This window comes from Streptomyces sp. NPDC043854, assembly GCF_056436005.1.
This window is the reverse complement of sequence record NZ_JBWKDK010000032.1, coordinates 1-25915: the sequence shown is the minus strand read 5'-3', so window position 1 is coordinate 25915 and position 25915 is coordinate 1. Positions and strand designations below refer to the sequence as shown.

23 protein-coding genes are annotated in these 25915 nt (G+C 72.3%); 6 read left to right on the top strand and 17 right to left on the bottom strand.

Annotated elements, in window-relative coordinates:
• Position 1: 1 nt before the first annotated feature.
• Complete coding sequence (locus AC068A_RS25685) at positions 2 to 1585, bottom strand: acyl-CoA carboxylase subunit beta (RefSeq protein ID WP_478588604.1); 1584 nt, start codon at positions 1583 to 1585, stop codon at positions 2 to 4.
• A gap of 256 nt (positions 1586 to 1841) precedes the next feature.
• Here AC068A_RS25685 and AC068A_RS25680 point away from each other — a divergent pair, with 256 nt between their 5' ends.
• Positions 1842 to 2453 (top strand): YceI family protein, encoded by a 612-nt coding sequence (locus AC068A_RS25680; RefSeq protein ID WP_478588602.1) that lies wholly within the window; start codon positions 1842 to 1844, stop codon positions 2451 to 2453.
• A 58-nt stretch (positions 2454 to 2511) separates the two neighbouring features.
• Here AC068A_RS25680 and AC068A_RS25675 read toward each other — a convergent pair whose 3' ends face one another.
• The 6 genes from AC068A_RS25675 to ureA all read right to left on the bottom strand — a co-directional run bounded on the left by AC068A_RS25675 (position 2512) and on the right by ureA (position 10047).
• Positions 2512 to 3828 carry a hypothetical protein gene (locus tag AC068A_RS25675; protein WP_478588600.1) on the bottom strand — a complete coding sequence of 439 codons (1317 nt, stop codon included), beginning with the start codon at positions 3826 to 3828 and terminating at the stop codon, positions 2512 to 2514.
• A 91-nt stretch (positions 3829 to 3919) separates the two neighbouring features.
• The gene (gene cimA / locus AC068A_RS25670) at positions 3920 to 5548 is read right to left on the bottom strand and encodes a citramalate synthase (RefSeq protein WP_478588598.1); all 1629 of its coding nucleotides are present in this window, start codon (positions 5546 to 5548) and stop codon (positions 3920 to 3922) included.
• A gap of 281 nt (positions 5549 to 5829) precedes the next feature.
• The gene (locus AC068A_RS25665; RefSeq protein WP_478588596.1) at positions 5830 to 6438 is read right to left on the bottom strand and encodes a TetR/AcrR family transcriptional regulator; all 609 of its coding nucleotides are present in this window, start codon (positions 6436 to 6438) and stop codon (positions 5830 to 5832) included.
• Between the two features lie 39 nt (positions 6439 to 6477).
• A complete protein-coding gene (locus tag AC068A_RS25660; protein WP_478588594.1) occupies positions 6478 to 7524 on the bottom strand; it encodes an agmatine deiminase family protein in 1047 nt (348 codons plus the stop codon).
• A 58-nt stretch (positions 7525 to 7582) separates the two neighbouring features.
• Positions 7583 to 9316 (bottom strand): urease subunit alpha, encoded by a 1734-nt coding sequence (locus AC068A_RS25655; RefSeq protein WP_478588592.1) that lies wholly within the window; start codon positions 9314 to 9316, stop codon positions 7583 to 7585.
• Positions 9313 to 10047 carry an urease subunit gamma gene (gene ureA / locus AC068A_RS25650; RefSeq protein WP_478588590.1) on the bottom strand — a complete coding sequence of 245 codons (735 nt, stop codon included), beginning with the start codon at positions 10045 to 10047 and terminating at the stop codon, positions 9313 to 9315. Before ureA ends, AC068A_RS25655 begins: the two co-directional genes overlap by 4 nt.
• A 155-nt stretch (positions 10048 to 10202) precedes the next feature.
• Here ureA and AC068A_RS25645 point away from each other — a divergent pair, with 155 nt between their 5' ends.
• Positions 10203 to 11633, top strand: coding sequence for a cytosine permease (locus tag AC068A_RS25645; RefSeq protein WP_478588589.1), 1431 nt, complete (start codon positions 10203 to 10205; stop codon positions 11631 to 11633).
• A gap of 44 nt (positions 11634 to 11677) precedes the next feature.
• Positions 11678 to 11833: a hypothetical protein gene (locus tag AC068A_RS25640; RefSeq protein ID WP_478588587.1), complete on the top strand. Its 156-nt coding sequence runs from the start codon at positions 11678 to 11680 to the stop codon at positions 11831 to 11833.
• Between the two features lie 96 nt (positions 11834 to 11929).
• Here the strand turns inward: AC068A_RS25640 and AC068A_RS25635 are convergent, their stop codons facing one another.
• The 4 genes from AC068A_RS25635 to AC068A_RS25620 form a co-directional block, all read right to left on the bottom strand.
• Positions 11930 to 13015 (bottom strand): branched-chain amino acid aminotransferase, encoded by a 1086-nt coding sequence (locus tag AC068A_RS25635; protein WP_478588585.1) that lies wholly within the window; start codon positions 13013 to 13015, stop codon positions 11930 to 11932.
• Positions 13016 to 13245: 230 nt separating this feature from the next.
• On the bottom strand, positions 13246 to 14286 hold the full coding sequence (locus tag AC068A_RS25630) for a 3-isopropylmalate dehydrogenase (protein WP_478588583.1): 1041 nt from the start codon (positions 14284 to 14286) through the stop codon (positions 13246 to 13248).
• A 94-nt stretch (positions 14287 to 14380) separates the two neighbouring features.
• Positions 14381 to 14515, bottom strand: coding sequence for a hypothetical protein (locus AC068A_RS25625; RefSeq protein WP_478588581.1), 135 nt, complete (start codon positions 14513 to 14515; stop codon positions 14381 to 14383).
• A 257-nt stretch (positions 14516 to 14772) separates the two neighbouring features.
• Positions 14773 to 15675 carry a LysR family transcriptional regulator gene (locus AC068A_RS25620; protein WP_478588579.1) on the bottom strand — a complete coding sequence of 301 codons (903 nt, stop codon included), beginning with the start codon at positions 15673 to 15675 and terminating at the stop codon, positions 14773 to 14775.
• 100 nt (positions 15676 to 15775) lie between these two features.
• Here AC068A_RS25620 and AC068A_RS25615 point away from each other — a divergent pair, with 100 nt between their 5' ends.
• Complete coding sequence (locus AC068A_RS25615) at positions 15776 to 16789, top strand: NADP-dependent oxidoreductase (protein WP_478588577.1); 1014 nt, start codon at positions 15776 to 15778, stop codon at positions 16787 to 16789.
• 57 nt (positions 16790 to 16846) lie between these two features.
• On the opposite strand, the gene AC068A_RS25610 is transcribed toward AC068A_RS25615, so the two are convergent.
• Both AC068A_RS25610 and AC068A_RS25605 read right to left on the bottom strand, forming a co-directional pair.
• Entirely contained in the window at positions 16847 to 17395 is a 549-nt protein-coding gene (locus AC068A_RS25610) for a GNAT family N-acetyltransferase (RefSeq protein ID WP_478588575.1), read from the bottom strand.
• Complete coding sequence (locus AC068A_RS25605; RefSeq protein WP_478588573.1) at positions 17392 to 18099, bottom strand: tyrosine-protein phosphatase; 708 nt, start codon at positions 18097 to 18099, stop codon at positions 17392 to 17394. The genes AC068A_RS25610 and AC068A_RS25605 overlap by 4 nt, the downstream gene beginning before the upstream one ends.
• A gap of 88 nt (positions 18100 to 18187) precedes the next feature.
• Here AC068A_RS25605 and AC068A_RS25600 point away from each other — a divergent pair, with 88 nt between their 5' ends.
• Positions 18188 to 18889: a nitroreductase family protein gene (locus AC068A_RS25600; protein WP_478588572.1), complete on the top strand. Its 702-nt coding sequence runs from the start codon at positions 18188 to 18190 to the stop codon at positions 18887 to 18889.
• Positions 18890 to 18999: 110 nt separating this feature from the next.
• Here AC068A_RS25600 and pruA read toward each other — a convergent pair whose 3' ends face one another.
• Entirely contained in the window at positions 19000 to 20631 is a 1632-nt protein-coding gene (gene pruA / locus AC068A_RS25595) for an L-glutamate gamma-semialdehyde dehydrogenase (protein ID WP_478588570.1), read from the bottom strand.
• Between the two features lie 20 nt (positions 20632 to 20651).
• A complete protein-coding gene (locus AC068A_RS25590) occupies positions 20652 to 21578 on the bottom strand; it encodes a proline dehydrogenase family protein (protein ID WP_478588568.1) in 927 nt (308 codons plus the stop codon).
• A gap of 201 nt (positions 21579 to 21779) precedes the next feature.
• Between AC068A_RS25590 and AC068A_RS25585 the strand changes: the two genes are divergently transcribed.
• Complete coding sequence (locus AC068A_RS25585) at positions 21780 to 23132, top strand: PucR family transcriptional regulator (RefSeq protein WP_478588566.1); 1353 nt, start codon at positions 21780 to 21782, stop codon at positions 23130 to 23132.
• A gap of 74 nt (positions 23133 to 23206) precedes the next feature.
• Here the strand turns inward: AC068A_RS25585 and AC068A_RS25580 are convergent, their stop codons facing one another.
• Positions 23207 to 23821: a TetR/AcrR family transcriptional regulator gene (locus AC068A_RS25580; RefSeq protein WP_478588564.1), complete on the bottom strand. Its 615-nt coding sequence runs from the start codon at positions 23819 to 23821 to the stop codon at positions 23207 to 23209.
• 152 nt (positions 23822 to 23973) lie between these two features.
• Positions 23974 to 25566, bottom strand: a complete 1593-nt coding sequence (serA, locus tag AC068A_RS25575; RefSeq protein WP_478588562.1) for a phosphoglycerate dehydrogenase — start codon at positions 25564 to 25566, stop codon at positions 23974 to 23976.
• Positions 25567 to 25915 lie beyond the last annotated feature (349 nt).

Below are 25915 nucleotides of genomic sequence, written 5' to 3'. Positions count from 1 at the left end.
GTTACTGCGGCGGGTTGCCGTGCTTGCGGGACGGCAGGTCGGCGTGCTTGCTGCGGAGCATCGCGAGGGCGCTGACGAGGGTCTCGCGGGTCTCGGCGGGGTCGATGACGTCGTCGACGAGGCCGCGTTCGGCCGCGTAGTACGGGTGCATCAGCTCGGCCTTGTACTCCTTGACCATGCGCGCGCGCATGGCCTCGGGGTCCTCGGCCTCCGCGATCTGCTTGCGGAAGATGACGTTGGCGGCGCCCTCGGCGCCCATGACCGCGATCTCGTTGGTCGGCCAGGCGTAGGTGAGGTCGGCGCCGATGGACTGGGAGTCCATGACGATGTACGCGCCGCCGTAGGCCTTGCGCAGGATCAGCGAGATCCGCGGGACGGTGGCGTTGCAGTACGCGTACAGCAGCTTGGCGCCGTGGCGGATGATGCCGCCGTGCTCCTGGTCGACGCCCGGGAGGAAGCCGGGCACGTCGAGCAGGGTGATGATCGGGATGTTGAAGGCGTCGCACATCTGGACGAAGCGCGCGGCCTTCTCGGAGGCCTCGATGTCGAGGACGCCGGCCAGCGTCTGCGGCTGGTTGGCGACGATGCCGACGACCTGTCCGTCCAGGCGGGCCAGGGCGCAGATGATGTTGCGGGCCCAGCGCTCGTGGATCTCCAGGACGTCGCCGTCGTCGACGAGCTCCTCGATGACCTTGTGCATGTCGTACGGGCGGTTGCCGTCCGCGGGGACCAGGTCCAGCAGGACGTCCGAGCGGCGGTCGGCCGGGTCGGAGGTGGCGTGGACCGGGGGGTTCTCGCGGTTGTTGGAGGGGAGCATCGAGATGAGGTAGCGGACCTCGGAGATGCAGGTCTCCTCGTCGTCGTACGCGAAGTGCGCCACGCCGGAGGTCTCGGCGTGCACGTCGGCGCCGCCCAGGCCGTTCTGGCTGATCTCCTCGCCGGTGACGGCGCGCACGACGTCGGGGCCGGTGATGAACATCTGCGAGGTGTCGCGGACCATGAACACGAAGTCCGTCAGGGCCGGCGAGTACGCCGCACCGCCCGCGCAGGGGCCCAGCATCACCGAAATCTGCGGGATGACGCCCGAGGCCCTGGTGTTGCGCTGGAAGATGCCGCCGTAGCCGGCGAGGGCGGAGACGCCCTCCTGGATACGGGCGCCGGCGCCGTCGTTGAGGGAGACCAGCGGGGCACCGGCCGCGATGGCCATGTCCATGATCTTGTGGATCTTCGTGGCGTGGGCCTCGCCCAGGGCGCCGCCGAAGATCCGGAAGTCGTGTGCGTAGACGAAGACCGTGCGGCCCTCGACCGTGCCCCAGCCGGTGATGACACCGTCGGTGTACGGCTTCTTGCCCTCCAGGCCGAAGCCGGTCGCCCGGTGCCGGCGCAGCTGCTCGACCTCCTTGAAGGAACCCTCGTCGAGGAGCAGCGCGATGCGCTCGCGCGCCGTCAGCTTGCCCTTCGCATGCTGGGCCTCGGTCGCCCGGTCACTGGGTCCACGCCGCGCCTGCTCGCGCAGGGAGTGCAGCTCGGCCACGCGCCCGTGGGCGTCCATCGGCTCGCTCGGAGTCTGGTCCACAACGGTCATGTACCGACCTTACGAAGCGGACCATGAAAAACCTCCGTTGGTTCTACACAGTCTCGGCCGTGTTCCGCTGTCTGGCCCGCACAGAACCGCGCAGCGGTGCGCGAAGACCACCAGGCGAGACAGCCGCCTGTTGTGGTGGTTCGACAAAACCGCCTGACACCCCGACCAGATGTTGAAATTTGAACGGAATGGGTCTACGGTCGTTCTCGTTGAAGGTTAAACAACTTCGGCACCGCCCCCCACCAAGGAGAGAGTCATGGGTCTGTTCACCCGCCGCAGCCAGCAGGACGCCGCCGCCACCGTCGCCACCCTCGACGTGGACCCGGACCTGGCCGCCCTCACCGGCGACTACGCCATCGACGCCGCCCACAGCAGCATCGGCTTCACCGTCCGCCACGCGATGGTGACCAACGTCCGCGGTACCTTCGGCGACTACTCCGGCGCCCTGCACCTGGACGGCAGCGACCCGTCCCGTTCCACCGCCACCATCGACGTGAAGATCGCCTCCGTGGACACGGGCATCGCCGACCGCGACGCCCACCTGCGCGGCGACGACTTCTTCGCGGCCGACGCCTTCCCGCTGATGACCTTCCGCTCCACCGGGGCGGCCCGGGTCGGCGCGGACACCTACCGCATCACCGGCGACCTGACGATCAAGGACGTCACCCGGCCGCTCTCCATCGACCTGGAGTTCAACGGCTCCGCCACGGACGTCTACGGCAACCAGCGCGTGGGCTTCGAGGGCTCCGCCGAGATCCTGCGCTCGGACTGGGGTCTGACCTGGAACGCCGCGCTGGAGGCCGGCGGTGTCATGGTCAGCGACAAGGTGAGGCTGACCTTCGACATCTCGGCCGTCCGGCAGGCCTGACCCGGAGGGCTGCGGTCTCCGCAGGCTCCGCACCACCGCTGCCGGATCGGGGGCGGCCCTAGAAGCCGCCCCCGCCGTCGAAGCCCCCGCCACCGCCGAAGTCCCCTCCCCCGAAGCCGGAGGAGTCGAAGTCGGCGCCGGAGAAGTCCCCGCCCTCGTACCCGCCGAAGTCGGACGCGTAGGCGTGGCCGGGCGACATCATCGAGCCCAGCATGGTGCCCATCAGCAGGCCGGGGAGCATGCCTCCGCCGAAGTACCCGCCGGCCCAGGGGCCGTACACGGGGCCCGCGTCGTAGTAGGGGCGCGGCCCGTACTCGGTGTCCACCGTCCGCACCATCGGGTCCCGGCCCTCGCGCAGCCGGACGGCGTCCGCCGCGCACACGGGCACACTGCGGGAGGCCCCGCCCGCCGGCGCCCAGTCGGCGTCCTCGGCGCTCGGCCCGTGCCGCGGGTCGAAGAAGCAGGGCGGACGCCGCTCGGGCAGCGGCCTGCCCTGGCGCCGCGCGTCCAGGCGGACCAAGGCGAAGCGGCCGTCCTCGAGGGCCTGGGTGACTCCCCTGACCTCCTCCGGATGCTGCACCGCGGCCATGATGTCCTTGGCCTTCTCGTACGAGTCGAGGCCCTGGGCGTAGTCCGCCCGCATGGCGTCGTCGGCGCCGGGCTCCGCGGGGTGGAAGTCCAGCCGGTCGAGCTCCTCGCCGAAGGCCGTGATGTCCTCGTCGACGACCGTGCGGAGCTTCTCCACGGCCTCGCGCTCCGCTTCCTCCTTCTTCCTGCGGTTGCGGCGCACCAGGGCGTACGCACCGCCGCCGCCGATCAGGGCGACCGCGCCGAGGGTGACGAGCCCGCCGACCGGGACGCCGCCGTCGGCTGCGCCGCCGCTCCAGGAGGCCGGGGCGGAGCCCCTGGCCTGGGGCAGGGCCTGGTCGACGAAGTTGTTCAGCTGGGTGCCGGCGTCCACCGGTCCGCCCGCCTTCACCGCGTCGGTGAGGTTGCGGACGGCGGCGGTCGGCATGACCGCCCGGTCGGCACCGGCATTGAACCCGTCGCCGAGCCGGATCGCGTAGAGCCCGGTGATCCCCGTCTCGGTCCGGACCGTGCGCAGCACGCTGTCGGCCGGGAATTCCGAGGTGGCCGGCAGTACCGCGACGAACACCGGCTTGCCGGCGTCCTTGATCTTCTTCGCCAGCGCGTCCGCCTCGGCTTTCGGCAGCTGCGCCGCGGCGCGCGGGTCCACGTAGACGGGGCCCTGTGTGAGGGCCTCCGCCACCGCCTCGGGCCCGGTCGCCGCCGACGCCTGCGGGGCGGCCGCGAGGACGGTGGCGGACAGGGCCAGCAGGAGCCCGGAAAGTATGGATATCAGCCTGGTCCTCATACTCCCGACGCTACCGGAACCACCCCTTTTCCGTGTGAGTCGGGCATAAGAAACAGCCGCCGGGCGGGCCCGGGCTTCACCTGTGCGCCGGTCACTCGGCGGGTTCGATGCCCGCGTGCAGCAGACCGTACGTGATCGCGTCCTCCAGGGCCTGCCAGGAGGCGGCGATCACGTTCGGGGCGACGCCGACCGTGGACCACTCGCGGGTGCCGTCCGTGGTGGAGATCAGGACGCGGGTCGTGGACTCCGTGCCGTGGGTGCCCTCCAGGATGCGGACCTTGTAGTCGGTCAGCTCGAACTTGGCCAGCTGCGGGTAGAAGCGTTCGAGCGCCACCCGCAGGGCCCGGTCCAGCGCGTTGACCGGGCCGTTGCCCTCCGCCGTGGCGACGATCCGCTCGCCCTTGGCCCACAGCTTGACGGTGGCCTCGTTGGCGTGGGTGCCGTCGGGGCGGTCCTCGACGATCGCGCGCCAGGACTCGGTGCGGAAGTACTTGCGGGCGCGGCCCTCGGCCTCGGCGCGCAGCAGCAGCTCGAAGGAGGCGTCCGCGGCCTCGTACGTGTAGCCCGAGAGCTCCCGCTCCTTGACCCGCTCGACGACCCGGGCGATCAGCGCGCGGTCCCCGCCGAGGTCGACGCCGAGCTCCCGGCCCTTGAGCTCGATCGAGGCGCGGCCGGCCATGTCGGAGACCAGCATCCGCATGGTGTTGCCGACGAGCTCGGGGTCGATGTGCTGGTACAGGTCCGGGTCGACCTTGATCGCCGAGGCGTGCAGGCCCGCCTTGTGCGCGAAGGCGGAGACGCCGACGTAGGGCTGGTGGGTGGACGGGGTCAGGTTCACGACCTCGGCGATGGCGTGCGAGATGCGGGTCATCTCGGCGAGCGCCCCCGCGGGCAGCACCCGGCGGCCGTACTTGATCTCCAGCGCGGCGACGACCGGGAAGAGGTTGGCGTTGCCGACGCGCTCGCCGTACCCGTTCGCGGTGCACTGGACGTGCGTGGCGCCCGCGTCGACGGCGGCGAGGGTGTTGGCCACCGCGCAGCCGGTGTCGTCCTGGGCGTGGATGCCGAGGCGGGCCCCGGTGTCGGCCAGCACGGTGGAGACGGTGGCGCTGATCTGCGCGGGCAGCATGCCGCCGTTGGTGTCGCAGAGGATGACCACCTCGGCGCCGGCCTCGTGGGCGGTGCGGACGACGGACTTGGCGTACTCGCTGTTGGCCCGGTAGCCGTCGAAGAAGTGCTCGCAGTCGACGAAGACGCGCCGCCCCTGGGAGACCAGGTGGGAGACGGTGTCGCGGACCATCGCCAAGTTCTCGTCCAGGGTGGTGCGCAGGGCGAGTTCGACGTGGCGGTCGTGGGACTTGGCGACCAGGGTGATCACCGGGGCGCCGGACTCCAGCAGGGCCCGCACCTGCGGGTCCTCGGCGGCCGAGCCGCCCGCCCGCCGGGTCGCGCCGAAGGCGACGAGCTGGGCGTGCTTGAACTGGATCTCGGCACGGGCGCGGGCGAAGAACTCGGTGTCGCGGGGGTTGGCGCCGGGCCAGCCGCCCTCGATGAAGCCCACTCCGAAGTCGTCCAGGTGCCGGGCGATCGTCAGCTTGTCCGCGACAGTGAGGTTGATGCCCTCACGCTGGGCGCCGTCGCGCAGCGTGGTGTCGAAGACGTGGAAGCTGTCGCCGGGTCCCTGGGCCGCGGCCGGGGCTGTCGCCTCTGTCGTCGTCATGCTGGTCTGACTCCTGTCGGATGAGTGGTTCCGGATGCCCGGGATCCACTGCCCCCATCATCGCGCGCGACGCCTTCCCGGCAGGATGCGAGCCGGTAAACGAAAAGACCCCTCGCGGGTGCGAGAGGTCTGCGCGCGGGTCTGGGGCACGGTGGCCGCCGCCGCGAAGGTCTTCCACGGTTCAGCGGTCACTGCGGACCGGCGCGCTGCTGCAGATAATCATCAGCTGGGCAAGCACGTCCGCAGTCTGGCACACGGTGCCATCGGCCGCCGGGGGCGTCTCACGATACGAGAGACTGGTCCAGGAATTCGGAGACGTGTGCCAGGATGTCCGCCCTTCCGATCCCGGGCAGGCCGACGGCGACCTGGATGCTGAACCCGTCCAGCAGGGCCCGCAGCCGCGCCCCGAAGCGGTCGGGGTCCACCGGCCGGAACTCCCCGCGCGAGATGCCCTCGGCGAGCAGCGCGACCAGGTCGCGGTGCCAGGCTCCCTCGATGGCGGCCTGCCGGTCGCGTTCGCCGGGTCCGGCGTTCTGCGAGCGGTTCCAGACCTCCAGCCACAGCGTCCAGTGCGGGTCCCGGGCCTCCTCGGGGACGTACAGGTCCACGTACGCGGCGAGGCGCTCGCGCGCCGGTCCGCGGCGGGCGAGCAGGGCCCGCCGCTCGGCGCCGAGCGCGGCCTCGCTCCACTCCAGGGTCTGGAGCAGGAGCTCGTCCTTGCTGCCGAAGTAGTAGAGGAGGTGGCCGCTGCTCATGCCGACCTCGCGGCCCAGGCCCGCCATGGTGAGGCCCTCCAGGCCGCGCGCGGCGATCGTGGCCATGGCGGCGGCGAGGACGTCCTCGCGCGGCGGTGCGTTCTTCCGTGCCGCGCGTGCTCCACCGGCCGCCATGGGCTGCTCCTCGTCGTTCCGCTGTCGGTCCGCCTCCGGTCAGACCTTCGGCTGCTGCTGGGTGATGCAGTGGATGCCGCCACCCCCGGCGAAAATCGTACGTGCGTCAACGGGGGTCACGGTCCGCTCCGGGAACAGGCCCCGGAAAATCTCGGCCGCCTCCTCGTCGCGCGGGTCGTCGAAGGCGCACAGCACCACGCCGCCGTTGCACAGGTAGTGGTTGATGTAGGAGTAGTCGACCCACTCCCCGTCCTCCTCCAGCACCGTCGGCGCCGGGATCTCCACGACCTCCAGCCGGCGGCCCCGGGCGTCGGTGGCGGCGCGCAGCATGGCGGCGATCGTCTTGCAGCGCTCGTGGTCCGGGTGGGCCGGGTCGGGCTGGGTGTGCACCATCACCACGCCGGGCCGGGCGAAGGCGGCCACGATGTCGACGTGGCCCTGGGTGCCGTACGTGCCGTAGTCGCCGGCCAGGCCGTACGGCAGCCAGATCGCCTTCGTGGTGCCGAGGTGGGCGTGGATCTCGGCCTCGACCTGCTCACGGGTCCAGCCGGGGTTGCGGTCCGGGCCGAGCTGGACGGTGTCGGTGAGGAGCACGGTGCCCTCGCCGTCCACGTGGACGGCGCCGCCCTCGTTGACGAGCGGGGTGCTGAAGGTGCGGGTGCCCACCAGGTCCGAGACGTGTCGGGCGATCTTGGAGTCGTGCTCCCAGCGGGCCCATTCCTGGGCGCCCCAGCCGTTGAAGGTCCAGTCGACGGCGGCGAGTTCGCCCCGGTCGCTGGTGACGAAGGTGGGGCCGATGTCGCGCATCCAGGCGTCGTCGAGCTCCCGCTCGACCACCGTGAGCTCGTGGCCGGCGCCGGCGCCGGCGATCGCGCGGGCGCCCGCGGCATCGCCCGGGGACACCACGAGGGTGACGGGCTCGTACGCGCGTACCGCACGGGCGACGGCGCCCCAGGCCGCGCGGGCCTCGGCGAGCTCCTGCTCGTCGGTGAAGGTCGGGTTGGGGCTCGGCCAGGCCATCCAGGTGCGCTCGTGGGGCGTCCACTCGGCGGGCATCCGGAATCCGTCGGCGGCGGGCTTGGTCATGGCAGGGTCCTTAGGGGATGTGCGGGCTGCGGGCTGTGCGGATTGCAGACTGCGCCGACTACAGGAAGTACAGGCGGTTGAGGCAGACCGAGTCGGCCGCGGGGGAGCGCAGCGGCTCGCCGTCGAGGGTGACGAGCCCGCTGTCCGCGTCCACGTCGACCGTGCCCACCCGGGAGTTGAGCAGGAGGTCCCGGGGTCCGATGCCGCGGGTGCCGCGGACGGCGACGCGGCGGCGGCGGGTCGGCAGGGTGTCGGAGCCGAGGGCGGCGGCCGCGGCGGAGACGAAGGCGACGGAGATGTCGGCGGCCGTGGCCCCGTACGAGCCGAACTGCGGTCCGAGGACCAGCGGTTCGCAGGTGTCGGTGGCGGCGTTCGGGTCGCCGGTGACCCCGTACGCGGGGAAGCCGGACTTGAGGACGAGCTGGGGCTTGGCGCCGAAGAACTGGGGGCGCCACAGCACGATGTCGGCGAGCTTGCCGACCTCGATGGAGCCGATCTCGTGGGCGAGGCCGTGGGCGATGGCCGGGTTGATGGTGAGCTTGGCCGTGTAGCGCAGGACGCGGGCGTTGTCGTCGCCCTCGCCGTCGTCGGCCGGCGGCCCGAGTTCGGCCTTCATCTTGGCGGCCATGGCGAAGGTGCGGCGGACGGTCTCGCCGGCCCGGCCCATGCCCTGGGCGTCGGAGGAGGTGATGCCGATCGCGCCCAGGTCGTGCAGGACGTCCTCGGCGCCCATGGTGCCGGCGCGGATCCGGTCGCGGGCCATGGCGGCGTCGCCGGGGAGGTCCGGCTTGAGGTCGTGGACGGAGACGATCATGCCGTAGTGCTCGGCGACCGCGTCCCGGCCGAAGGGCAGGGTGGGGTTGGTGGAGGAGCCGATGACGTTCGGCACGCCGGCCATCTTCAGCACGTTGGGGACGTGTCCGCCGCCGCAGCCCTCGATGTGGAAGGCGTGGATGGTGCGGCCGTCCAGGACGCGCAGGGTGTCCTCGACGGAGAGGCACTCGTTGAGTCCGTCCGAGTGCAGGGCGACCTGGACGTCGTGCTCCTCGGCGACGCGCAGGGCGGTGTCCAGGGCCCGGGTGTGGGCGCCCATGTCCTCGTGGACCTTGAAGCCGCAGGCGCCGCCCTCGGCGAGGGCCTCGACCAGCGGGGCGCTGTCGGAGGACGAACCGCGGGCGAGGAAGCCGATGTTGACGGGCCAGGCGTCGAAGGCGTTGAAGGCGTGCTTCAGCGCCCACGGGGAGTTGACGCCGACACCCCAGACGGGGCCGAACTCCTGGCCGATGACGGTGGTGACGCCGGCGGCCAGCGAGGCCTCCATGATGCGCGGGGAGAGCAGGTGGACGTGGGTGTCCACGGCGCCGGCGGTGGCGATCAGGCCCTCGCCGGGGACGATGCTCGTGCCGGTGCCGACGACGACGTCCACGCCGTCGAGGGTGTCGGGGTTGCCGGCCCGGCCGATCGCGTGGATGCGGCCCTCGCGGATGCCGATGGAGACCTTGCGGATGCCGAGGACGGCGTCGATGACCAGCACGTTGCTGATGACGACGTCGCAGGTCTCGCGGACGGCGGCGGCCTTGAGGTGCAGGCCGTCGCGGGCGGTCTTGCCGAAGCCGGCCAGGAACTCGTCGCCCGGGGCCTGTGCGTCGTACTCGACGCGGACGGTGAGTCCGGAGTCGCCGAGCCGGACGCGGTCCCCGGCGCGGGGGCCGAAGACGGCGGCGTACTCGTGGGGGTCGATGTGCCGGCTGCCCGGCGCGCAGTGGTCGCTGTGCTTGGTGGGCCTGCTCATGCGGTGGCTCCTTCCGGGCCGTTCGGGTCGCCGTGGGCGCCGTCGCCGGCGTGGGCGCCGAGGTAGCCGCAGGCCTGCGCCCTGGCCAGCGCCCGGGCCTTGGCTCCGGGGGCGTCCAGCGGGCCGTCGACCAGCCCGGCGAAGCCGATGGCGATGCGGTCGCCGCCGATGGGGACGAGCCCGACCTCGGCCTCGCCGTGCGGGTCGAACCGTACGGAGGAGCCCGCGGGGACGCACAGGCGCATGCCGTAGGCGGCGGCGCGGTCGAAGTCGAGGCGGGGGTTGGCCTCGAAGAAGTGGAAGTGGGAGGTGACGCTCACCGGGACGGAGGCGGTGTTGCGTACGTGCAGGCGCACCGCGGGCTCCGGCTGCGGGGTCCCGGGGCCGGGGACGACCGCTCCTGGGGCGTCGGCGCCGAGGGGGACGGCGCCCCGGATCGGGGCCGGGACCACGGCGAGGCGGGAGCCGTCGTCGAAGACGGCCTCGACGTGCACCTCGGTGACCACATCGGCCACGCCGGGCAGGACGTCGTCGGGGCCCAGCACGCGGCGGGCCTCCTCGATCGCCTCCGCAAGGCGCTTGCCGTCGCGTGCGGCCTCGCAGACCGTGTCCGCGATGAGCGCGGTGGCCTCGGGGACGTTGAGCCTGAGCCCGCGGGCCCGCCGGGCCCGGGCCAGTTCCGCGACCCCGCGCAGCAGCAGCCGGTCACGTTCCGTAGGGGTCAGCCGCACGCCGATCCACCACCTTTGACGTCGATGAGTTAGAGCATCACTCTAACTCTTCAATCGCCGTCCCGGAATGATTGACCTGAGAGCAAGGGGCAGGTCACATTGAATGGCGCTCAAACGACGTGCCACCACCCCCCGCCCTGCCAAGGGAGTCCCCCATGCCCATCGAACAGCGCGGAGTCGACACCATCCCCGAGGGGGAGCGGACGAGCAGTCCCCGTGACCTGATGTCGATCCTGCTCGGCTCCAATCTCTGCCTCGGCGTCATCGTGTTCGGCTGGCTGCCCCCGTCCTTCGGGCTGGGCCTCGTACCGTCGGTCACCGCCATCGTGGCCGGCACCCTCGCCGGCATCGCCTTCACCGCGCCGCTCGCCCTGGTCTCGCTGCGCACGGCGACCAACCTCTCCACCTCCAGCGGCGCCCAGTTCGGCGTGCGCGGACGCCTCGTCGGCTCCGTGGTCGGCCTGCTGCTCGCCCTCGGCTACACCGCGCTGACCCTGTGGATCGGCGGCGACGTCATGGCCGGCACCCTCTCCCGGCTCACCGGGCTGCCGGAGACCGGCGCGACACGGGCCGCCATGTACGGGGGCCTGGCCGTGTTCACCGTGGTCGCGGCAGTCTTCGGGTACCGGCTGCTGCTGCGCATCAGCAAGCTGCTCTCCCTCGGCATGGTGGTGCTGCTGGCCGTCGGCCTGTACGCGTACGCCCCCGGGTTCACCACCGCAGCGCCGCCGGACACCGCCTACCTGCTCGGCTCCTTCTGGCCGACCTGGCTGCTCGCCACCGTCGCGGCCGGCCTCAGCGGGCCCGTCGCCTTCATCACCCTGCTCGGCGACTACACCCGCTACATCTCCCCCGCCCGGCACAGCTCCCGCGCCGTGTACCGGGCCACCTGCCTCGGGCTGCTGGCCGGCCTGCTGGTCCCGCAGCTCTTCGGCACGTACACCGCGCTCGCCGCCCGGGCCGGCGCCGACTACGCGGGGCCCCTCGTCGCCGCCGCGCCGCAGTGGTACCTGCTCCCGCTGCTCCTCGCCGCCGCGGCCGGCTCGGTCGGCAACGCCGGGCTGATGCTCTACTCCATGGGCCTCGACCTCGACGCGATCGCGCCCCGGGCCACCCGCACCACGGCCACGCTCGCGGCCGCCGCGGTCGCCACGGCGTTCGTCTTCGTCGGCTCCTTCGAGTGGGACGTGCAGTCCGCGATGACCTCGTTCGTGCTGCTGCTGACCGCGATCGGCACCCCCTGGGCCGTCATCACGCTGATCGGCCACCGCCGCTGCCGCGGCCGGTACGACGCCGAATCCCTCCAGGTGTTCAACCGTCGGGCCCGCGGCGGCGTCTACTGGTACAGCGGCGGGTGGAACCTCCGCGCCACCGCCTCCTGGGCGGCGGGTGCGGCGGTCGGCCTGGCCGCGGTGTCGACCCCGCTGTACGAGGGCCCGCTGCTGGCCCTCACCGGCGGGGTGGACTGCAGCTTCATCCTGTCGGGGCTGGTCGGCGGTGCGGTGTACGCCGTGCTGACGGCCCGGCCCGAGGCGGCTCCGGCCGCCGGGACGGCGGGGAGGGCCGCGGTCGCGGCCGATCAGTAGACGCGACCAGTAGACGAACGATGGAAGGGAAACGGGGAGGCGCCGTGGAGGAGCTCGCGTACGTGGCGGGGAAGATCGTCAAGGGCGTGGCCGGCCTGGCCTACGCCTTCGGCGACGCGCTGGTGGGCCTCGGCCCGGACGGGACGAACGACGACCGCAAGAAGAAGCGGCACGAGGGCGAGGCCGAGGAGGAGCGCTGACCCCGCTCCCCTCCTCCCCCGCCGAGACGGCCGACGCCGAAGGCCCCCGGGCGCATGCGCGCGCGGGGGCCTTCGGTCGGTGCGGGGCGGGAGTGCCTAGCCGAGCGGGTGCATCCAGCCGTGGGTGTCCTCGGCGCGGCCGGTCTGGAGGTCCAGCAGCGCCTTGCGGAGCTTCATCGTGACCTCGCCGGGCTCGCCGTTGCCCTGGGTCCAGTCGGCGCGCTCGGACTTGACGGCCCCGACGGGGGTGATGACGGCGGCGGTGCCGCAGGCGAACACCTCGGTCAGGCTGCCGTTCTCGTTGTCGCGCTTCCAGTCCTCGGTGGAGATGCGCCCCTCCTCGGCCGTGTAGCCGAGGTCGCGGGCGATGGTGAGGAGCGAGTCGCGGGTGATGCCCGGCAGGAGCGATCCGGTCAGCTCGGGGGTGACGATGCGGTCGCCGTACACGAAGTACAGGTTCATGCCGCCCATCTCCTCGATCCAGCGGTGCTCGACGGCGTCGAGCCAGACCACCTGGTCGCAGCCGTGCGAGGCGGCCTGTGCCTGGGCGACGAGGGACGCGGCGTAGTTGCCGCCGGTCTTGGCGGCGCCGGTGCCGCCCTTGACGGCGCGCACGTACTCCTCGGAGAGCCAGACGGAGACGGGCTTGACGCCACCGGCGAAGTAGGCGCCGGCGGGCGAGGCGATGACCATGAAGAGGAACTCGTTGGCCGGGCGGACGCCGAGGCCGACCTCGGTGGCGAACATGAACGGCCGCAGGTACAGGGAGGCCTCACCGGAGGAGGGCACCCAGGCGCTGTCCTGCTTGATGAGCGCGTCGCAGGCCTCGATGAACAGCTCGGTCGGCAGCTCCGGCATCGCCATGCGGCGGGCGGAGGCCTGGAAGCGCTCGGCGTTGGCCTCCGGGCGGAAGGAGGCGACGGTGCCGTCGGGCTGGCGGTAGGCCTTGAGCCCCTCGAAGATCGTCTGCGCGTAGTGCAGGGTCATGTTCGCCGGGTCGATCGACAGCGGGGCGTACGGGACCAGCTCCGCGTCGTGCCAGCCGCGGCCCTCGGTCCACTTGATCGTCACCATGTGGTCGGTGAAGTGGCGGCCGAAGCCGGGGCCGGCCAGGATCGCCTCGCGCTCCGCATCGGACAGCGGGTTCGAGGAGGGCTTGAGCTCGATCGTGGGCATCGTCATGAGTGCATGTCCTTCACCGGTTGTGTATGGCGGACCGCGCTCACGGCGTACAGGACGTCCGAGCTTCCCCGCATTCCGCGGTCTCGCGTCCGATTATCGCGCGCGAGTCGGCTGCGGTGAAGCGGGGAGTGTGCGGCCCAGGGGAGATGGTGACACCCCGGACCGCACAGGAAAAGCCGCCGGGTGCGTCAGTCGCGCGACCCGGCGGCTTCCTGGGTGGAGCTGCCGGGTCAGCCGGCTACTCGTGCGGCGATCGCGTCGCCGATCCGGTCGGTCGTGCGGAAGGTGCCGTCGCGCTCCGCGAGGTCGGCGGAGACGGCGTCCTCGATGCGGGCGGCCCGGTCCTCGTGGCCGAGGTGGCGCAGCATGAGGGCGACGGACAGGATCGTCGCGGTCGGGTCGGCCTTGCCGGTGCCGGCGATGTCCGGGGCCGAGCCGTGGACGGGCTCGAACATGGACGGGAAGGCCCCGGTCGGGTTGATGTTCCCGGAGGCGGCCAGGCCGATTCCGCCGGTCACGGCGGCGGCCAGGTCGGTGAGGATGTCGCCGAAGAGGTTGTCCGTGACGATCACGTCGAAGCGCTCGGGCTGGGTGACGAAGAAGATCGTCGCGGCGTCGACGTGCAGGTAGTCGGTGGTGACCTCGGGGTACTCCCGGCCGACCTTGTCGAAGATGCTCTTCCACAGGTGGCCCGCGTACACGAGGACGTTGTTCTTGTGGACCAGCGTCAGCTTCCTGCGCGGGCGGGCGTTGGCCCGCTCGTACGCGTCGCGGACGACGCGCTCCACCCCGTACGCGGTGTTGACGCTGACCTCGGTGGCCACCTCGGCGGGGGTGCCGGTGCGCAGGCTGCCGCCGTTGCCGGTGTACGGGCCCTCGGTGCCCTCGCGGACCACGATGAAGTCGATCTCCGGGCGGCCGGCGAGCGGGGTGGCCGTGTTCGCGAAGAGCTTCGAGGGGCGCAGGTTGATGAAGTGGTCGAAGGCGAAGCGGAGTTTGAGCAGCAGGCCGCGCTCCAGCACGCCGGACGGGACCGACGGGTCGCCGATCGCGCCGAGCAGGATCGCGTCGTGCTGCTTGAGCTCCTCCAGCTCCGCGTCCGGGAGGGTCTCACCGGTGCGGTGCCAGCGGCGGGCGCCGAGGTCGTACTCCTTGGTCTCCAGCTTCACATCCTGCGGCAGGACGGCGGTCAGGACCTTGAGGCCCTGAGCCACGACTTCCTGGCCGATGCCATCACCGGGGATCACTGCGAGATTGATGCTGGTCGACATGTCGGAACCGTACTCCCTGTCCCAAGCCTCAGACATATTGCGTCCACCATGTGGACGCAATATGTCCCGCCCGACGAGGTGGGGTGCGCCGCGTTCAGTGGCCGGCCGAGCCGCCGTTGTCGCGGCGGTCGAGGGCGCGCTGCAGGGCGGCGGCGGCGTTCTTGCGGTCGGCATCGGCCGCGGTGGAGCGGCGGACGCGGCGGGCGGAGGCGGGGGAGGTCTTCGTCATGGTGATCGACTCCTTGAGAGCGCGGCACGAGGGGGCCGCATGAGGGAATCCTTCAAGGCGCCGGAAGGGGCGGGAGCGCTGCGCCGCAGGGGTTGCCTGCCGGGGGCGCGCGTCGTCGGCCGCCATTCGCCTGATCAGCGAGACGTTCGGCTCCTACAAAGCTAGGGCAGGTCCCGCTGTATGTCTCCGCAATTACTCGGACTTCCTACTATCTGAGACGCACAACCCCTCGAAAGGATCTCTTCGGGCATCCGTTTTCAGGCCTTCTCGGAGCGGAGTTCCCTGATCAGAGCCCTTACGGCAACGGTGGCGGCGGATTCCGGGGCAGTGACGTATCCCACGCGCCTCACCGGCCCCGAAGGGCCCAGACCGGTGATGTCGACGGAGTCGCCCGCCTCGCGCAGCGACAGCTCGGGCATGATCGCCATCCCGAGACCGCGCCCCACCATGGTGAGCACCATCCCGTCGTCCTCCGCCTTGACCGTGGCGCAGGGGATCCAGTCCTGGGCCCGCCACCACGCGCGGGTGTACGAGCCGCAGTTCTCGTCCCAGTCCAGCAGGGGCAGCGACCTCGGGTCGGCGTGGCCCGCCGGGTGGACCAGGGCGTACGCCTCCTCCATCAGCACCCCGCTCAGCAGGCCCGGCGGCAGCCCGGAGCCGTCCGCGTTCAGCGTGGCGATGGCCAGGTCGGCGCGGCCGGCGGCCACCTCCCCCGCCGTGCCGGCGCCGAGTTCGCGCACCACCCGCACCTCCGGGCGGATGCCGGGGTACCGGGCCGCGAGCCGTTCCAGGGCCGACGGCAGCAGGTGCAGGGCCGCGCTGCGGAACGCCGCGATGCGCAGCACCCCGCGCAGGGCGTCGCGGCCGGCGCCGCCGGCCCCGGCCGCGCGCACCTCGGCGCCGAGGACTTCGTACAGCCGGAGGATCCGCCGGGCGAGGGCCACGGCCCGCTCCCCCGCGGCGGTGGGCGAGGCGCCGGCGCGACCGCGCTCGAAGAGGACCGCGCCGGCCTTCGCCTCGCTGCCGCGCACCGAGTGGGAGACCGCCGACTGGGTCAGGCCGAGGCGGGCGGCAGCGGCGGAGAAGCTGCCGGCCTCGGCCACGGCGACCAGGATCCGCAGTTCGTGCGGGGCGAGTTCGGCCGGTCCGGATGCTGCCATGGGGCTTCCACCTCGTTGCATGAGCAGTTTTCATGGGTCTGCGGCTTCCATGATCGCAACCGTCTGCCCGGCGCGGCGATTCCTTCCTAACGTCCTGCCCATGACCGAGAACACCGCCTACGCCGTGCACCAGACCGCCCGCCCCGCCGGCTTCCCCGCCGGCTCCGACTTCACGCTCGTCCGGACCCCGGTCCCGGAACCGGCCCCGGGCACCGCCCTGGTGCAGAACCTGCTCCTCTCCGTGGACCCGTACCACCGCGGGATGATGGACGGCGGCGAGGGCGGCTTCGAGCTGGGCACCCCGCTGGAGGGCCGCTCCGTGGGCCGCGTGCTCGGCTCCCGCCACCCGGAACTGCGCGAGGGCGACCTGGTCTTCCACCGCCAGGGCTGGCGCACGCACGCGGTCGTCGCCCCCGGCGTGGAGGGCACCCGCGTCCTGCGCCCGTACGAGGGGGTCCCGCTGGAGGCGTACCTGAGCATCCTCGGCGGCACCGGCCTGACCGCGTACGCCGCCCTCACCCGTACCGCGGTCCTGCGCGAGGGCGAGGACCTCTTCGTCTCGGCCGCGGCGGGCGGCGTCGGCACCGCCGTCGGACACCTCGCCCGGCTGATGGGCGCCCGCCGGATCATCGGCAGCGCGGGGTCGGCGGCGAAGGTCCGCCACCTCACCGGGGTGCTCGGATTCGACGCGGCCTTCGACTACCACGACGGGCCGGTCGGGGAGCAGCTCGCGCAGGCGGCGCCCGACGGGATCGACGTCTACGTGGACAACGTGGGCGGGGACCACCTGGAGGGCGCGATCGGGTCGCTGCGCGAGTTCGGGCGGATCGCCTGGGTCGGCGGCATCTCCCTGTACAACGGCGACCGCTCACCCGCCGCGCCGCGGAACCTCTTCGAGGTGGTGCACAAGTCGCTGCGCCTGGAAGGGGTGTTGGTCCGCCACCACACCCATCTTCAGGAGGAACTGGAGGAGTTCCTCGTCCCGCACCTGCGCAGCGGCCGCGTCGGCACCGACACCACCGTTGTCCAGGGCATCGACCGCACGGTGGACGCTTTCCTGGGCGTGCTGCGCGGGGACAACACGGGCAAGATGCTGGTCCGTCTCGACGGCTGAGGCCTGCGCGCAGATGCTAAGCGGCCTCGGGGAAGTGGGGCACGCCCCCGAGGCCGCTTAGAGCACGTCCCCGTCGCGCCAGTCGAACCACAGCCCCTCGGCGGGGTCCGGCAGGGCCCCGCCCTCGGGCACCCACACGTACGTCGTCCCCTCCTCCTCGGCGAGGCGGACCGGCCCGTCGGGCGAGAGCGCCCCGATCCGCCCGCCCCACACCGTCCAGCCGCGGGCCTCGTACAGCGCGGCCCCCTCGTCGGAGGCGGAGAGGGCGCCGAGCACGTACGCCCCGGCGATCACCTCCTCCAGCTCCGCCAGGACGGCGCCGCCCAGGCCCCGCCGCCGCGCCCCGGGGCGTACGGCCACGGCCTCGACGTAGCCGCAGCGCAGGGCCCGCCCGGCGTGCAGCACCCGCCGCTGGACGACGCTGCCGTGCGCGAGCAGTTCCCCGCCCGGCCCGTACGCCAGGGCGTGCATGCCGCCGAGCGCGTGCTCGAAGTCCTCCTCGTCGAAGTCCCCTTCGAAGGCTTCGTGGAGCAGCTGTCTGATCCCATCGAGCTCGCCCTCCCCCAACTGCGAGGTGTGCGCGAGCCGTACCGGCGTATCGCTCATCCCCCCAGTCTCCGACGCAACCGCAGCAGCACGGGCGTGCTCAGGCCACCCGCGCGCAGGTAGGGCTGGGGGTCCAGCCACCGCGCGGTGTCGAGGGCGAGCCGATGCACGGTCGTCCCGAGCCCGGCGACGTACTCCTCGATCGCGGTGCTGTCGTACGGGCGCCCCCGCGCGGCGTACATCGCGCGGACCCGGGGCTCGCTCAGCCCGTGGTCATCGGCGATCTCGTCGGGGCTCGCGCCCAGCAGGCGCAGCAGTACGAGCGCGATGATGCCGGTGCGGTCGCGGCCCAGGCCGCAGTGGAAGGCCACGCCGCCCGGCGGGGCGTCGGCGACGGCCTCCGCGACGGCGGCGACGCGCTCGGGGAAGCGGGACAGGAAAGGCCGGAAATAGGCGGGGGTGCCGAAACCCGGACGCCCCCACCACACGTCCCAGAACTCCCGGTCCTCGATCCCGTCGAGCGGGATGCGGACGGTCTTCAGCCCGGCCGGGCGGGGTGCGTGGTCCGGTTCCTGCTCGCCGTCGTTGCGCAGGTCGACGACGGTGCGCACCCCGTGGTCGGCCAGTGCGGTCCAGCCGCGTGCGGTGAGCCGGTCGAGGGCATCGGCCCGGACCGCCCGGCCCGGCGCCGCCTCCCCCAGCCCGCCCAGCTCGCGGACGTTGAAACAGCCCTCCCAGTCCAGGAAACGGCCGGTGCTCGTCACCGTCAATACCCCCCTGTCGTCACACAACGGACAAACAGCCGGGACGCGGTCCTGGCCCGCGCGGTTCCCCCCTCGGCACACTCGCCCCATGTCACCTACCGCCCAGCACTGGACCCCGACCCACGGCGAGCCGTACCGGCCCGTCGCCTACCGGCCCCAGCGGATGCCGAGCAGCGAATCCCTCGCGCGCGCCGCCGAGTTGCGTACGCGGATGGACGAGCGGCGCACCGTACGCCACTTCTCCCCCGACCCAGTGCCCGAGCAGGTCGTCCGCGACGCCATCGCGTGCGCGGCGACCGCGCCGTCCGGGGCGCACCAGCAGCCGTGGACCTTCGTCCTGGTCAAGGACCCGGCCGTGCGCCGGCAGATCCGAGCCGCGGCCGAGCAGGAGGAGGAGATTTCCTACGACGGGCGGCTCGGCGACGAGTGGCTGGCGGCCCTGCGCCCCCTCGGCACGGACGCGGTCAAGACCCACCTCACCGATGCCCCCGCCCTGATCGTCGTCTTCCAGCAGCGCTACTGGCTCGGCCCCGACGGCGCGAAGCGCAAGCACTACTACGTGGACGAGTCGGTCGGCATCGCGGTCGGGATGCTCCTGACGGCCCTGCACCTGTCGGGCCTGGCCGCCCTGGTCCACACCCCGAGCCCGATGCGCTTCCTCTCCCACGTACTGGGCCGCCCGGAGAACGAGAAGGCCTTCGCCGTGATCCCGGTCGGCTACCCCGCCGACGACTGCGAGGTCCCCGACCTGGTCCGCAAGTCCCTGGACCAGGTCCTGGTCGAGGTCTGACCCCCCTCCCGGCCCGGCGGGCCCGAAATGGATACCGCCCCCGCTCCGGGCTTGGGGGTACCGGAGCGGGGGCGGGGTTCGGCGGGGACGGTCGGCCCCTGCGCGGGCGGTCAGCCCATGTGGGGGTAGCCGTACTCGGTCGGCGGGACCAGGGTCTCCTTGATGGAGCGGGTCGAGACCCAGCGCTGGAGGTTGGTCGCGGCGCCCGCCTTGTCGTTGGTGCCGGAGGCGCGGCCGCCGCCGAAGGGCTGCTGGCCGACGACGGCGCCGGTGGACTTGTCGTTGATGTAGAAGTTGCCCGCGGCGAAGCGGAGCTTCTCCATCGCGTCGGCGGCGGCGTGGCGGTCGCCGGCGATGATCGAGCCGGTCAGCGCGTACGCGGACACCGACTCCATCTGGGCCAGCATCTCGTCGAACTTCTCGTCCTCGTAGACGTGCACGGCGAGGATCGGGCCGAAGTACTCGGTGGTGAACACCTCGTTCGCCGGGTCGGTGCACTCGATGACGGTCGGGCGGACGAAGTAGCCCTCGGAGTCGTCGTACGTGCCGCCGGCGACGATCGTGCAGGTCGGGTCGGCCTTGGCGCGGTCGATCGCGGCCTTGTTCTTCGCGAAGGCGCGCTCGTCGATGACGGCGCCGATGAAGTTCGTCAGGTCGCGGACGTCACCCATGGCGATGCCGTCGACCTCGGCCGCGAAGGCCTCCTTGAAGCCGTCGTTCCAGATGGAGGCCGGGACGTAGGCGCGCGAGGACGCCGAGCACTTCTGGCCCTGGAACTCGAAGGAGCCGCGGGTCAGGGCGGTCTTCAGGACGGCGCGGTCCGCGGAGGGGTGCGCGACGACGAAGTCCTTGCCGCCGGTCTCGCCGACCAGGCGCGGGTAGGACTTGTAGTTCTCGATGTTGTTGCCGACCGTCTTCCACAGGTACTGGAAGGTCTTGGTCGAGCCGGTGAAGTGGATGCCGGCGAGCTCGGGGTGGTTCAGGGCCACCTCGGAGACGGCGATGCCGTCGCCCGTCACCAGGTTGATGACGCCCTTCGGCAGGCCGGCCTCCTCCAGGAGCTCCATCAGGAGGACCGCGGAGTGGGTCTGCGTCGGGGACGGCTTCCAGACGACCACGTTGCCCATGAGGGCGGGGGCGGTCGGCAGGTTGCCGGCGATGGCGGTGAAGTTGAACGGGGTGATCGCATAGACGAAGCCCTCGAGCGGGCGGTGGTCGCTGCGGTTCCACACGCCGGCGGAGTTCGCCACCGGCTGCTCGGCCAGGATCTGGCGGGCGAAGTGGACGTTGAAGCGCCAGAAGTCGACGAGCTCGCAGGGAGTGTCGATCTCGGCCTGCTGGGCGGTCTTCGACTGGCCCAGCATGGTGGACGCGGCCATCTTCTCGCGCCACGGGCCGGCCAGCAGCTCGGCGGCGCGCAGGATGATCGCGGCGCGGTCGTCGAAGGAGAGCGCGCGCCAGGACGGGGCCGCCGCGAGGGCGGCGTCGATGGCTTCCTGGGCGTCGGCCCGGGTGGCGTTGGCGTAGGTGCCGATCACCGACCTGTGGTCGTGCGGCTGGACCACGTCGAAGCGCTCGCCGCCGCCCATCCGCTTGACGCCGTTGATCGTCATCGGCAGGTCGATCGGGTTCTCGGACAGCTGCTTGAGCTGCGCCTCGAGACGCGCGCGCTCGGCGCTGCCGGGGGCGTACGAGTGAACCGGCTCGTTGACCGGCGCGGGGACCTGGGTCACAGCATCCATGGTCTGGTTGACTCCTTGACCTAGTTCTTGGTGATCATCGAGCGGAGGAAGAAGAGCAGGTTGGCGGGCTTCTCCGCCAGGCGGCGCATGAAGTAGCCGTACCAGTCCGTCCCGTACGCGGTGTAGACGCGCATGCGGTGCCCCTCGGCGGCGAGCCGCAGGTGCTCCTCGCTGCGGATGCCGTACAGCATCTGGAATTCGTACTCGTCCAGCTTGCGCCCGGCCGCCCGGGCGAGCTCCTGGGCAATGGCGATCAGGCGCGGGTCGTGCGATCCGATCATCGGGTAGCCCTCGCCCTCCATCAAGATCTTCAGGATGCGGACGTACGCCTTGTCGATCTCGGACTTGTCCTGGTAGGCGACCTCGGCGGGCTCCTTGTAGGCGCCCTTCACGATCCGCACGCGGCTGCCGTTCGCGGCGAGGCGGCGGGCGTCGGCCTCGGTGCGGAACAGGTACGCCTGGATGACGCAGCCGGTCTGCGGGAAGTCCTTCCGCAGCTCCTCGTGGATGGCGAACATCGAGTCGAGGGTGGTGTGGTCCTCGGCGTCGAGGGTGACGGTGGTGCCGATGGCGGCGGCGGCCTCGACGACCGGGCGGACGTTGGCGAGGGCGAGCTCGTGGCCGCCCTCCAGCGCCTGTCCGAACATGGAGAGCTTGACCGACATCTCGGCCCGCTCGCCCAGCTCCAGCTCCTTCAGCCGGCCGATGAGCTCCAGGTAGGCGTCGCGGGCGGCGTAGGACTGCTCCACGGTGGTGATGTCCTCGCCGACCACGTCGAGGGTGACCTCCAGCCCCTTGTGCGTGAGGTCCTCGACGATCGGGATGACCTGGTCGACCGTCTCACCGGGGATGAACCGGGTCACCACGGGCTTGGTCACCGGGGCGGCAGAGACGATTCGGCGCATCTTGTCGCTGCGCGAAGCGGCGAGGATCGCGGGACCCAGCACGGGGCACCTCCAACAGGTGGCAGAAGCAGGCGTCCGGTCCCCCCGGGGGGGAGTGCGGGAGCCGTTGGGAAAACGCAAGTAAAACCACCGTGAAACCTAAGGATGGACCCGATCCTCGGCCATCGACAGCTGTCACGCATCCGTGGCCGCGATCTCATACATGTGTCTGAAGGCTGTGCCCTCCGGTGGGAGAATGTCCGGGTGAAAGGCGATTACCAGGACCTGGTGGACGAGATTTCGGCGCTGCTCGGCGCCCCGGCGACGCTGGAGAACCGGGATTTCCGCCTGATCGCCTTCGGCGCGCACGACAGCGACGACGACCTCGCCATGGACCCGGTGCGCACCCGCTCGATCCTGACCCGCCAGTCGACGGCGGCCGTGCGGTCCTGGTTCGAGGGCTTCGGCATCGCCCGGGCCACGGGCCCGGTGCGGATTCCGGCCGCGCCGGACGCGGGGGTCTTCCGGGGGCGCATCTGCCTGCCGATCCGGTACCGCGGGATCGTGCAGGGCTACGTGTGGCTGCTCGACCAGGAGCCCGGCCCGGGGCCGGAGGCGCTGGCCGCCGCCATGGAGGTGGCCGACCGGATCGGGGTCCTGCTCGCGCAGGAGGCGAAGGCCGGGGCGGACCTCTCCCGGGTGTTCCAGGCGGTCATCACGGCCGGGCGGGGCTGGCAGCAGGACATGGCGGCGGCCGCCCTGCGCGCGGCGCTGGGCCCGGCCGCGGCGGACGGGCTGCACGCGGTGGTGTGCGTGGCCCCGTGGACCGGCGAGGCCCCGGCGTCGGTGCCGGGCGCGGCGGCGGTGTGCGTGGTTCCGGGGCGGGGGCACGGCGAGGGGGCTCCCGCGGCAGCGGGCCCGGAGCAGGCGCTGGCGGTGCTGGTCCGGCTGCGCTCGGCGGACGTCCTCGCTCCGGCCGAGGCGGTCGCGGCCCGGCTGCTCCCGCCCGGCACCGGCCCGGGCAGCGGCGCGGCCGCCCGTACCGCGGCCCCGGCCACCCGTACGGCAGCGGCGGCGCACGCGGCCGCCGGCACCCCGGCCGGCACCCCGGCCCGTACGCCCGCACCGGAACGGGCGGCGGGGGCCGCGGGCACGTCCCCGGCCGGATCCGGACCGGCGGCCGGGATCGCCGAGCCGACGGCGGGGCCGGCCCGGCTGGCCAAGGCCTGGGAGCAGGCCGCGGCGGCGGCCCGGGCGGCGGCGGCCCAGCCGCGGCTGGGGCCGGTGGCCCGCTGGTCGCAGATCGGCCCGTACCGGATGCTGTCCGCGCTGGCGGCCGCGGAGCCGGCGGACGACCCGGCGGTCCGCGCCCTGCTCTCCCCCGCCCACGGGGAGCTGGCCCGCACGGCCGAGGTGTTCCTGGACTGCGCGGGCCAGGCGGGGCGCGCCGCGGCGGCGCTGGGCATCCACCGCCAGACCCTGTACTACCGGCTGTCCCGCGTGGAGCAGCTGACCGGGCTCGACCTGGACGAGGGCGAGGACCGCCTGCTGCTCCACATGGCCCTCAAGACGTCCCGCCTGCACGGCCACCGGGACCCGCGGCCGCGCCGGCGCTGAGGCGCCGAGGACCGGGGACCGCCCGGCCCCGGCAACGCCACGGGAGTTGCCGCGGCCGGGCGGCCGACGACCCGTCAGCCCGAGGCGCCGTCCCCGCCCTTGGCGGCCCCGGGCGCCTTGGCGCCCAGCAGGCCTTCCGCCACCCGCCGCATGGCCTCGGTCAGTTCCTCCGCGGTGACCGCGCCCCCGGGGTTGCTCAGCCACTGCATCATGACGCCGGTCAGCAGGGCCTGGTACAGCCCGCCGAGCGTGCGGACGTCCCGCTCGTCGAGCTCGTCCTCCGGGAGCCCGGTGAACATCGAGACCAGCCCCCTGCGCCCTTCCGGCTCCGAGGCCAGGAGCATCTCGCGCAGCTCGGGCAGCGCGTCGCGGCTGAGCGCGATCTCCATGCTGGCCGCCCACATCGGGGCCGACTCCTCGCGCCGGCCGAGGATGCCGTCCCAGGCCGAGCGGAAGCGCTCGAGCGAGCCGCCCTCGCCGGTGACGTCCGGCTTGAAGGCGTCGCCCCACTCCTGGGCGAGCTCGACGAACGCCTGCGTCAGCAGCGCGTCCTTGGAGCCGTAGTGGTAGCCGATCGACGCGAGGTTCGCGCCCGAGGCATTGACGATGTCCCGCGCGGTGGTCCGCACGAAACCCTTCTCGGCCAGGCATTTCTTGGCGCCTTCAAGGAGGTCTTCGCGGTGTCCCATGCGCCAACCGTAGCAAGACAAGCGTCACAGACAGTCGATCCATACAAACGTGCCAGACGGCCGTTCATGACGAAGGGCCCGGGGAATCCGCCAATTCCCCGGGCCCTTCCCGTCTGCCTGTGGCGCCCGCGGCCGGGCCGCGGTCGGCGCGATCAGCCGACCAGGTTCACCGACCGGGCCGAGGTGGCGCCGATCTCCTCCGCGATCTCCGTGAGCACGGCCTGCGGAACGGTGTCGTCCACGGTGAGGACGGCGAGCGCCTCGCCGTGCTCCTCCGCACGGGCCACCTGCATGCCCGCGATGTTCAGCCCGCCCTCGCCGAGGATGCGGCCGACGGTGCCGACGACACCCGGGCGGTCGGTGTAGCGCAGGACGACCATGTGGTCGGCGAGTGCCAGGTCCACGTCGTACTCCCCGACGCCGACGATCTTCTGGAGGTGCTTGGGGCCGGCCAGGGTGCCGGAGACCGCGACTTCCTGACCGTCCGACAGGGTGCCGCGCACGGTCACCATGTTGCGGTGGTCCGGGGACTCCGAGCTGGTGGTCAGGCGTACCTCGACGCCGCGCTCCTGCGCGAACAGCGGGGCGTTGACGTAGGAGACGGTCTCGTCGACGACGTCCTCGAACACACCCTTGAGGGCGGAGAGTTCCAGCACCTTGACGTCGTGCTGGGTGATCTCGCCGCAGACCTCGACGTCGAGGCGGACCGCGACCTCGCCCGCGAGGGCGGTGAAGATGCGGCCGAGCTTCTCGGCGAGCGGCAGGCCCGGGCGGACGTCCTCGGCGATGACACCGCCCTGGACGTTGACGGCGTCCGGTACGAGCTCGCCGGCGAGCGCGAGGCGCACCGACTTGGCGACCGCGATACCGGCCTTCTCCTGGGCCTCGTCCGTGGACGCGCCGAGGTGCGGGGTGCAGACGACCTGGTCGAGCTCGAACAGCGGGGAGTCCGTGCAGGGCTCCTTCGCGTACACGTCGAGGCCGGCGCCGGCGACGCGGCCCTCCTTCAGCGCCGCGTACAGGGCGGCCTCGTCGACGATCCCGCCGCGCGCGGCGTTGACGATGCGCACGGACGGCTTCACCTTGTGCAGGGCCTCGTTCCCGATGAGACCGATGGTCTCGGGGGTCTTGGGCAGGTGCACCGTGATGAAGTCGGCGACCTCCAGCAGCTCGTCCAGCGTCAGCATCTTGACGCCCATCTGGGCGGCGCGCGCCGGCTGCACGTACGGGTCGTAGGCGACGACCTTCATGCCGAAGGCGGACATGCGCTGGGCGACCAGCACGCCGATGCGGCCGAGGCCGACGACGCCGAGGGTCTTCTCGCTGAGTTCGACGCCGGTGTACTTGCTGCGCTTCCACTCGCCGTTCTTCAGGGCCGTGTTGGCCTGCGGGATGTGGCGGGCGGAGGCGATGAGCAGGCCGCAGGCGAGCTCTGCGGCGGTGACGATGTTGGAGGTCGGGGCGTTCACGACCATCACGCCGGCCTTGGTGGCGGCGGAGACGTCGACGTTGTCGAGGCCGACGCCGGCGCGGGCGATGACCTTCAGCTTCCGCGCGGTGGCGACGGCCTCCGCGTCGACCTTGGTGGCCGAGCGCACGAGGATGGCGTCGACGTCGGCGATCGCGGGGATCAGCTCGGCGCGGTCGGCGCCGTTGCAGTGCCGGATCTCGAAGTCCGGGCCGAGCGCCTCGACGGTGGCGGGCGACAGCTCTTCGGCGATGAGTACGACAGGTTTCGAGCTCACGTGGGTCCTCACAAGTCCAGTGCGGACGGCCGTCCCGACGGCCGCAGGCGGTGGAGGGGGTAGCCGCGTGGAAGACGCACGACACTGTGGGCCTGACGCGTTGTGTTGAGCAGTGTAGTGGCGGATCCGGGCCGGATTTCCGCCTGTGCGGAAGGATCACCCGTCCGGGGTTGGCCGGGGTGGACAAGCGGCACTACAGGATGTCTGTATTCCGGCTCGCCGGGATGCGGCGGGGGGGGGGGGGGGGGGGGGGGGGGGGGGGGGGGGGGGGGGGGGGGGGGGGGGGGGGGGGGGGGGAGGGTGGCGCCTTCTCGTACTTTTTCACCGTCGCTGATTTCCTCTCTTCCCT

What these genes read in the sequence shown, in the direction of transcription:
- AC068A_RS25660 (WP_478588594.1), bottom strand. Translation starts at nt 7,524, where the DNA reads ATGACCAAGCCCGCCGCCGACGGATTCCGGATGCCCGCCGAGTGGACG.
- AC068A_RS25580 (WP_478588564.1), bottom strand. Translation starts at nt 23,821, where the DNA reads ATGGGACACCGCGAAGACCTCCTTGAAGGCGCCAAGAAATGCCTGGCC.
- AC068A_RS25615 (WP_478588577.1), top strand. Translation starts at nt 15,776, where the DNA reads ATGACCGAGAACACCGCCTACGCCGTGCACCAGACCGCCCGCCCCGCC.
- AC068A_RS25600 (WP_478588572.1), top strand. Translation starts at nt 18,188, where the DNA reads ATGTCACCTACCGCCCAGCACTGGACCCCGACCCACGGCGAGCCGTAC.
- AC068A_RS25685 (WP_478588604.1), bottom strand. Translation starts at nt 1,585, where the DNA reads ATGACCGTTGTGGACCAGACTCCGAGCGAGCCGATGGACGCCCACGGG.
- AC068A_RS25610 (WP_478588575.1), bottom strand. Translation starts at nt 17,395, where the DNA reads ATGAGCGATACGCCGGTACGGCTCGCGCACACCTCGCAGTTGGGGGAG.
- pruA (WP_478588570.1), bottom strand. Translation starts at nt 20,631, where the DNA reads ATGGATGCTGTGACCCAGGTCCCCGCGCCGGTCAACGAGCCGGTTCAC.
- AC068A_RS25620 (WP_478588579.1), bottom strand. Translation starts at nt 15,675, where the DNA reads ATGGCAGCATCCGGACCGGCCGAACTCGCCCCGCACGAACTGCGGATC.
- AC068A_RS25665 (WP_478588596.1), bottom strand. Translation starts at nt 6,438, where the DNA reads ATGGCGGCCGGTGGAGCACGCGCGGCACGGAAGAACGCACCGCCGCGC.
- AC068A_RS25630 (WP_478588583.1), bottom strand. Translation starts at nt 14,286, where the DNA reads ATGTCGACCAGCATCAATCTCGCAGTGATCCCCGGTGATGGCATCGGC.
- cimA (WP_478588598.1), bottom strand. Translation starts at nt 5,548, where the DNA reads ATGACGACGACAGAGGCGACAGCCCCGGCCGCGGCCCAGGGACCCGGC.
- AC068A_RS25655 (WP_478588592.1), bottom strand. Translation starts at nt 9,316, where the DNA reads ATGAGCAGGCCCACCAAGCACAGCGACCACTGCGCGCCGGGCAGCCGG.
- AC068A_RS25675 (WP_478588600.1), bottom strand. Translation starts at nt 3,828, where the DNA reads ATGAGGACCAGGCTGATATCCATACTTTCCGGGCTCCTGCTGGCCCTG.
- AC068A_RS25625 (WP_478588581.1), bottom strand. Translation starts at nt 14,515, where the DNA reads ATGACGAAGACCTCCCCCGCCTCCGCCCGCCGCGTCCGCCGCTCCACC.
- AC068A_RS25635 (WP_478588585.1), bottom strand. Translation starts at nt 13,015, where the DNA reads ATGACGATGCCCACGATCGAGCTCAAGCCCTCCTCGAACCCGCTGTCC.
- AC068A_RS25645 (WP_478588589.1), top strand. Translation starts at nt 10,203, where the DNA reads ATGCCCATCGAACAGCGCGGAGTCGACACCATCCCCGAGGGGGAGCGG.
- AC068A_RS25680 (WP_478588602.1), top strand. Translation starts at nt 1,842, where the DNA reads ATGGGTCTGTTCACCCGCCGCAGCCAGCAGGACGCCGCCGCCACCGTC.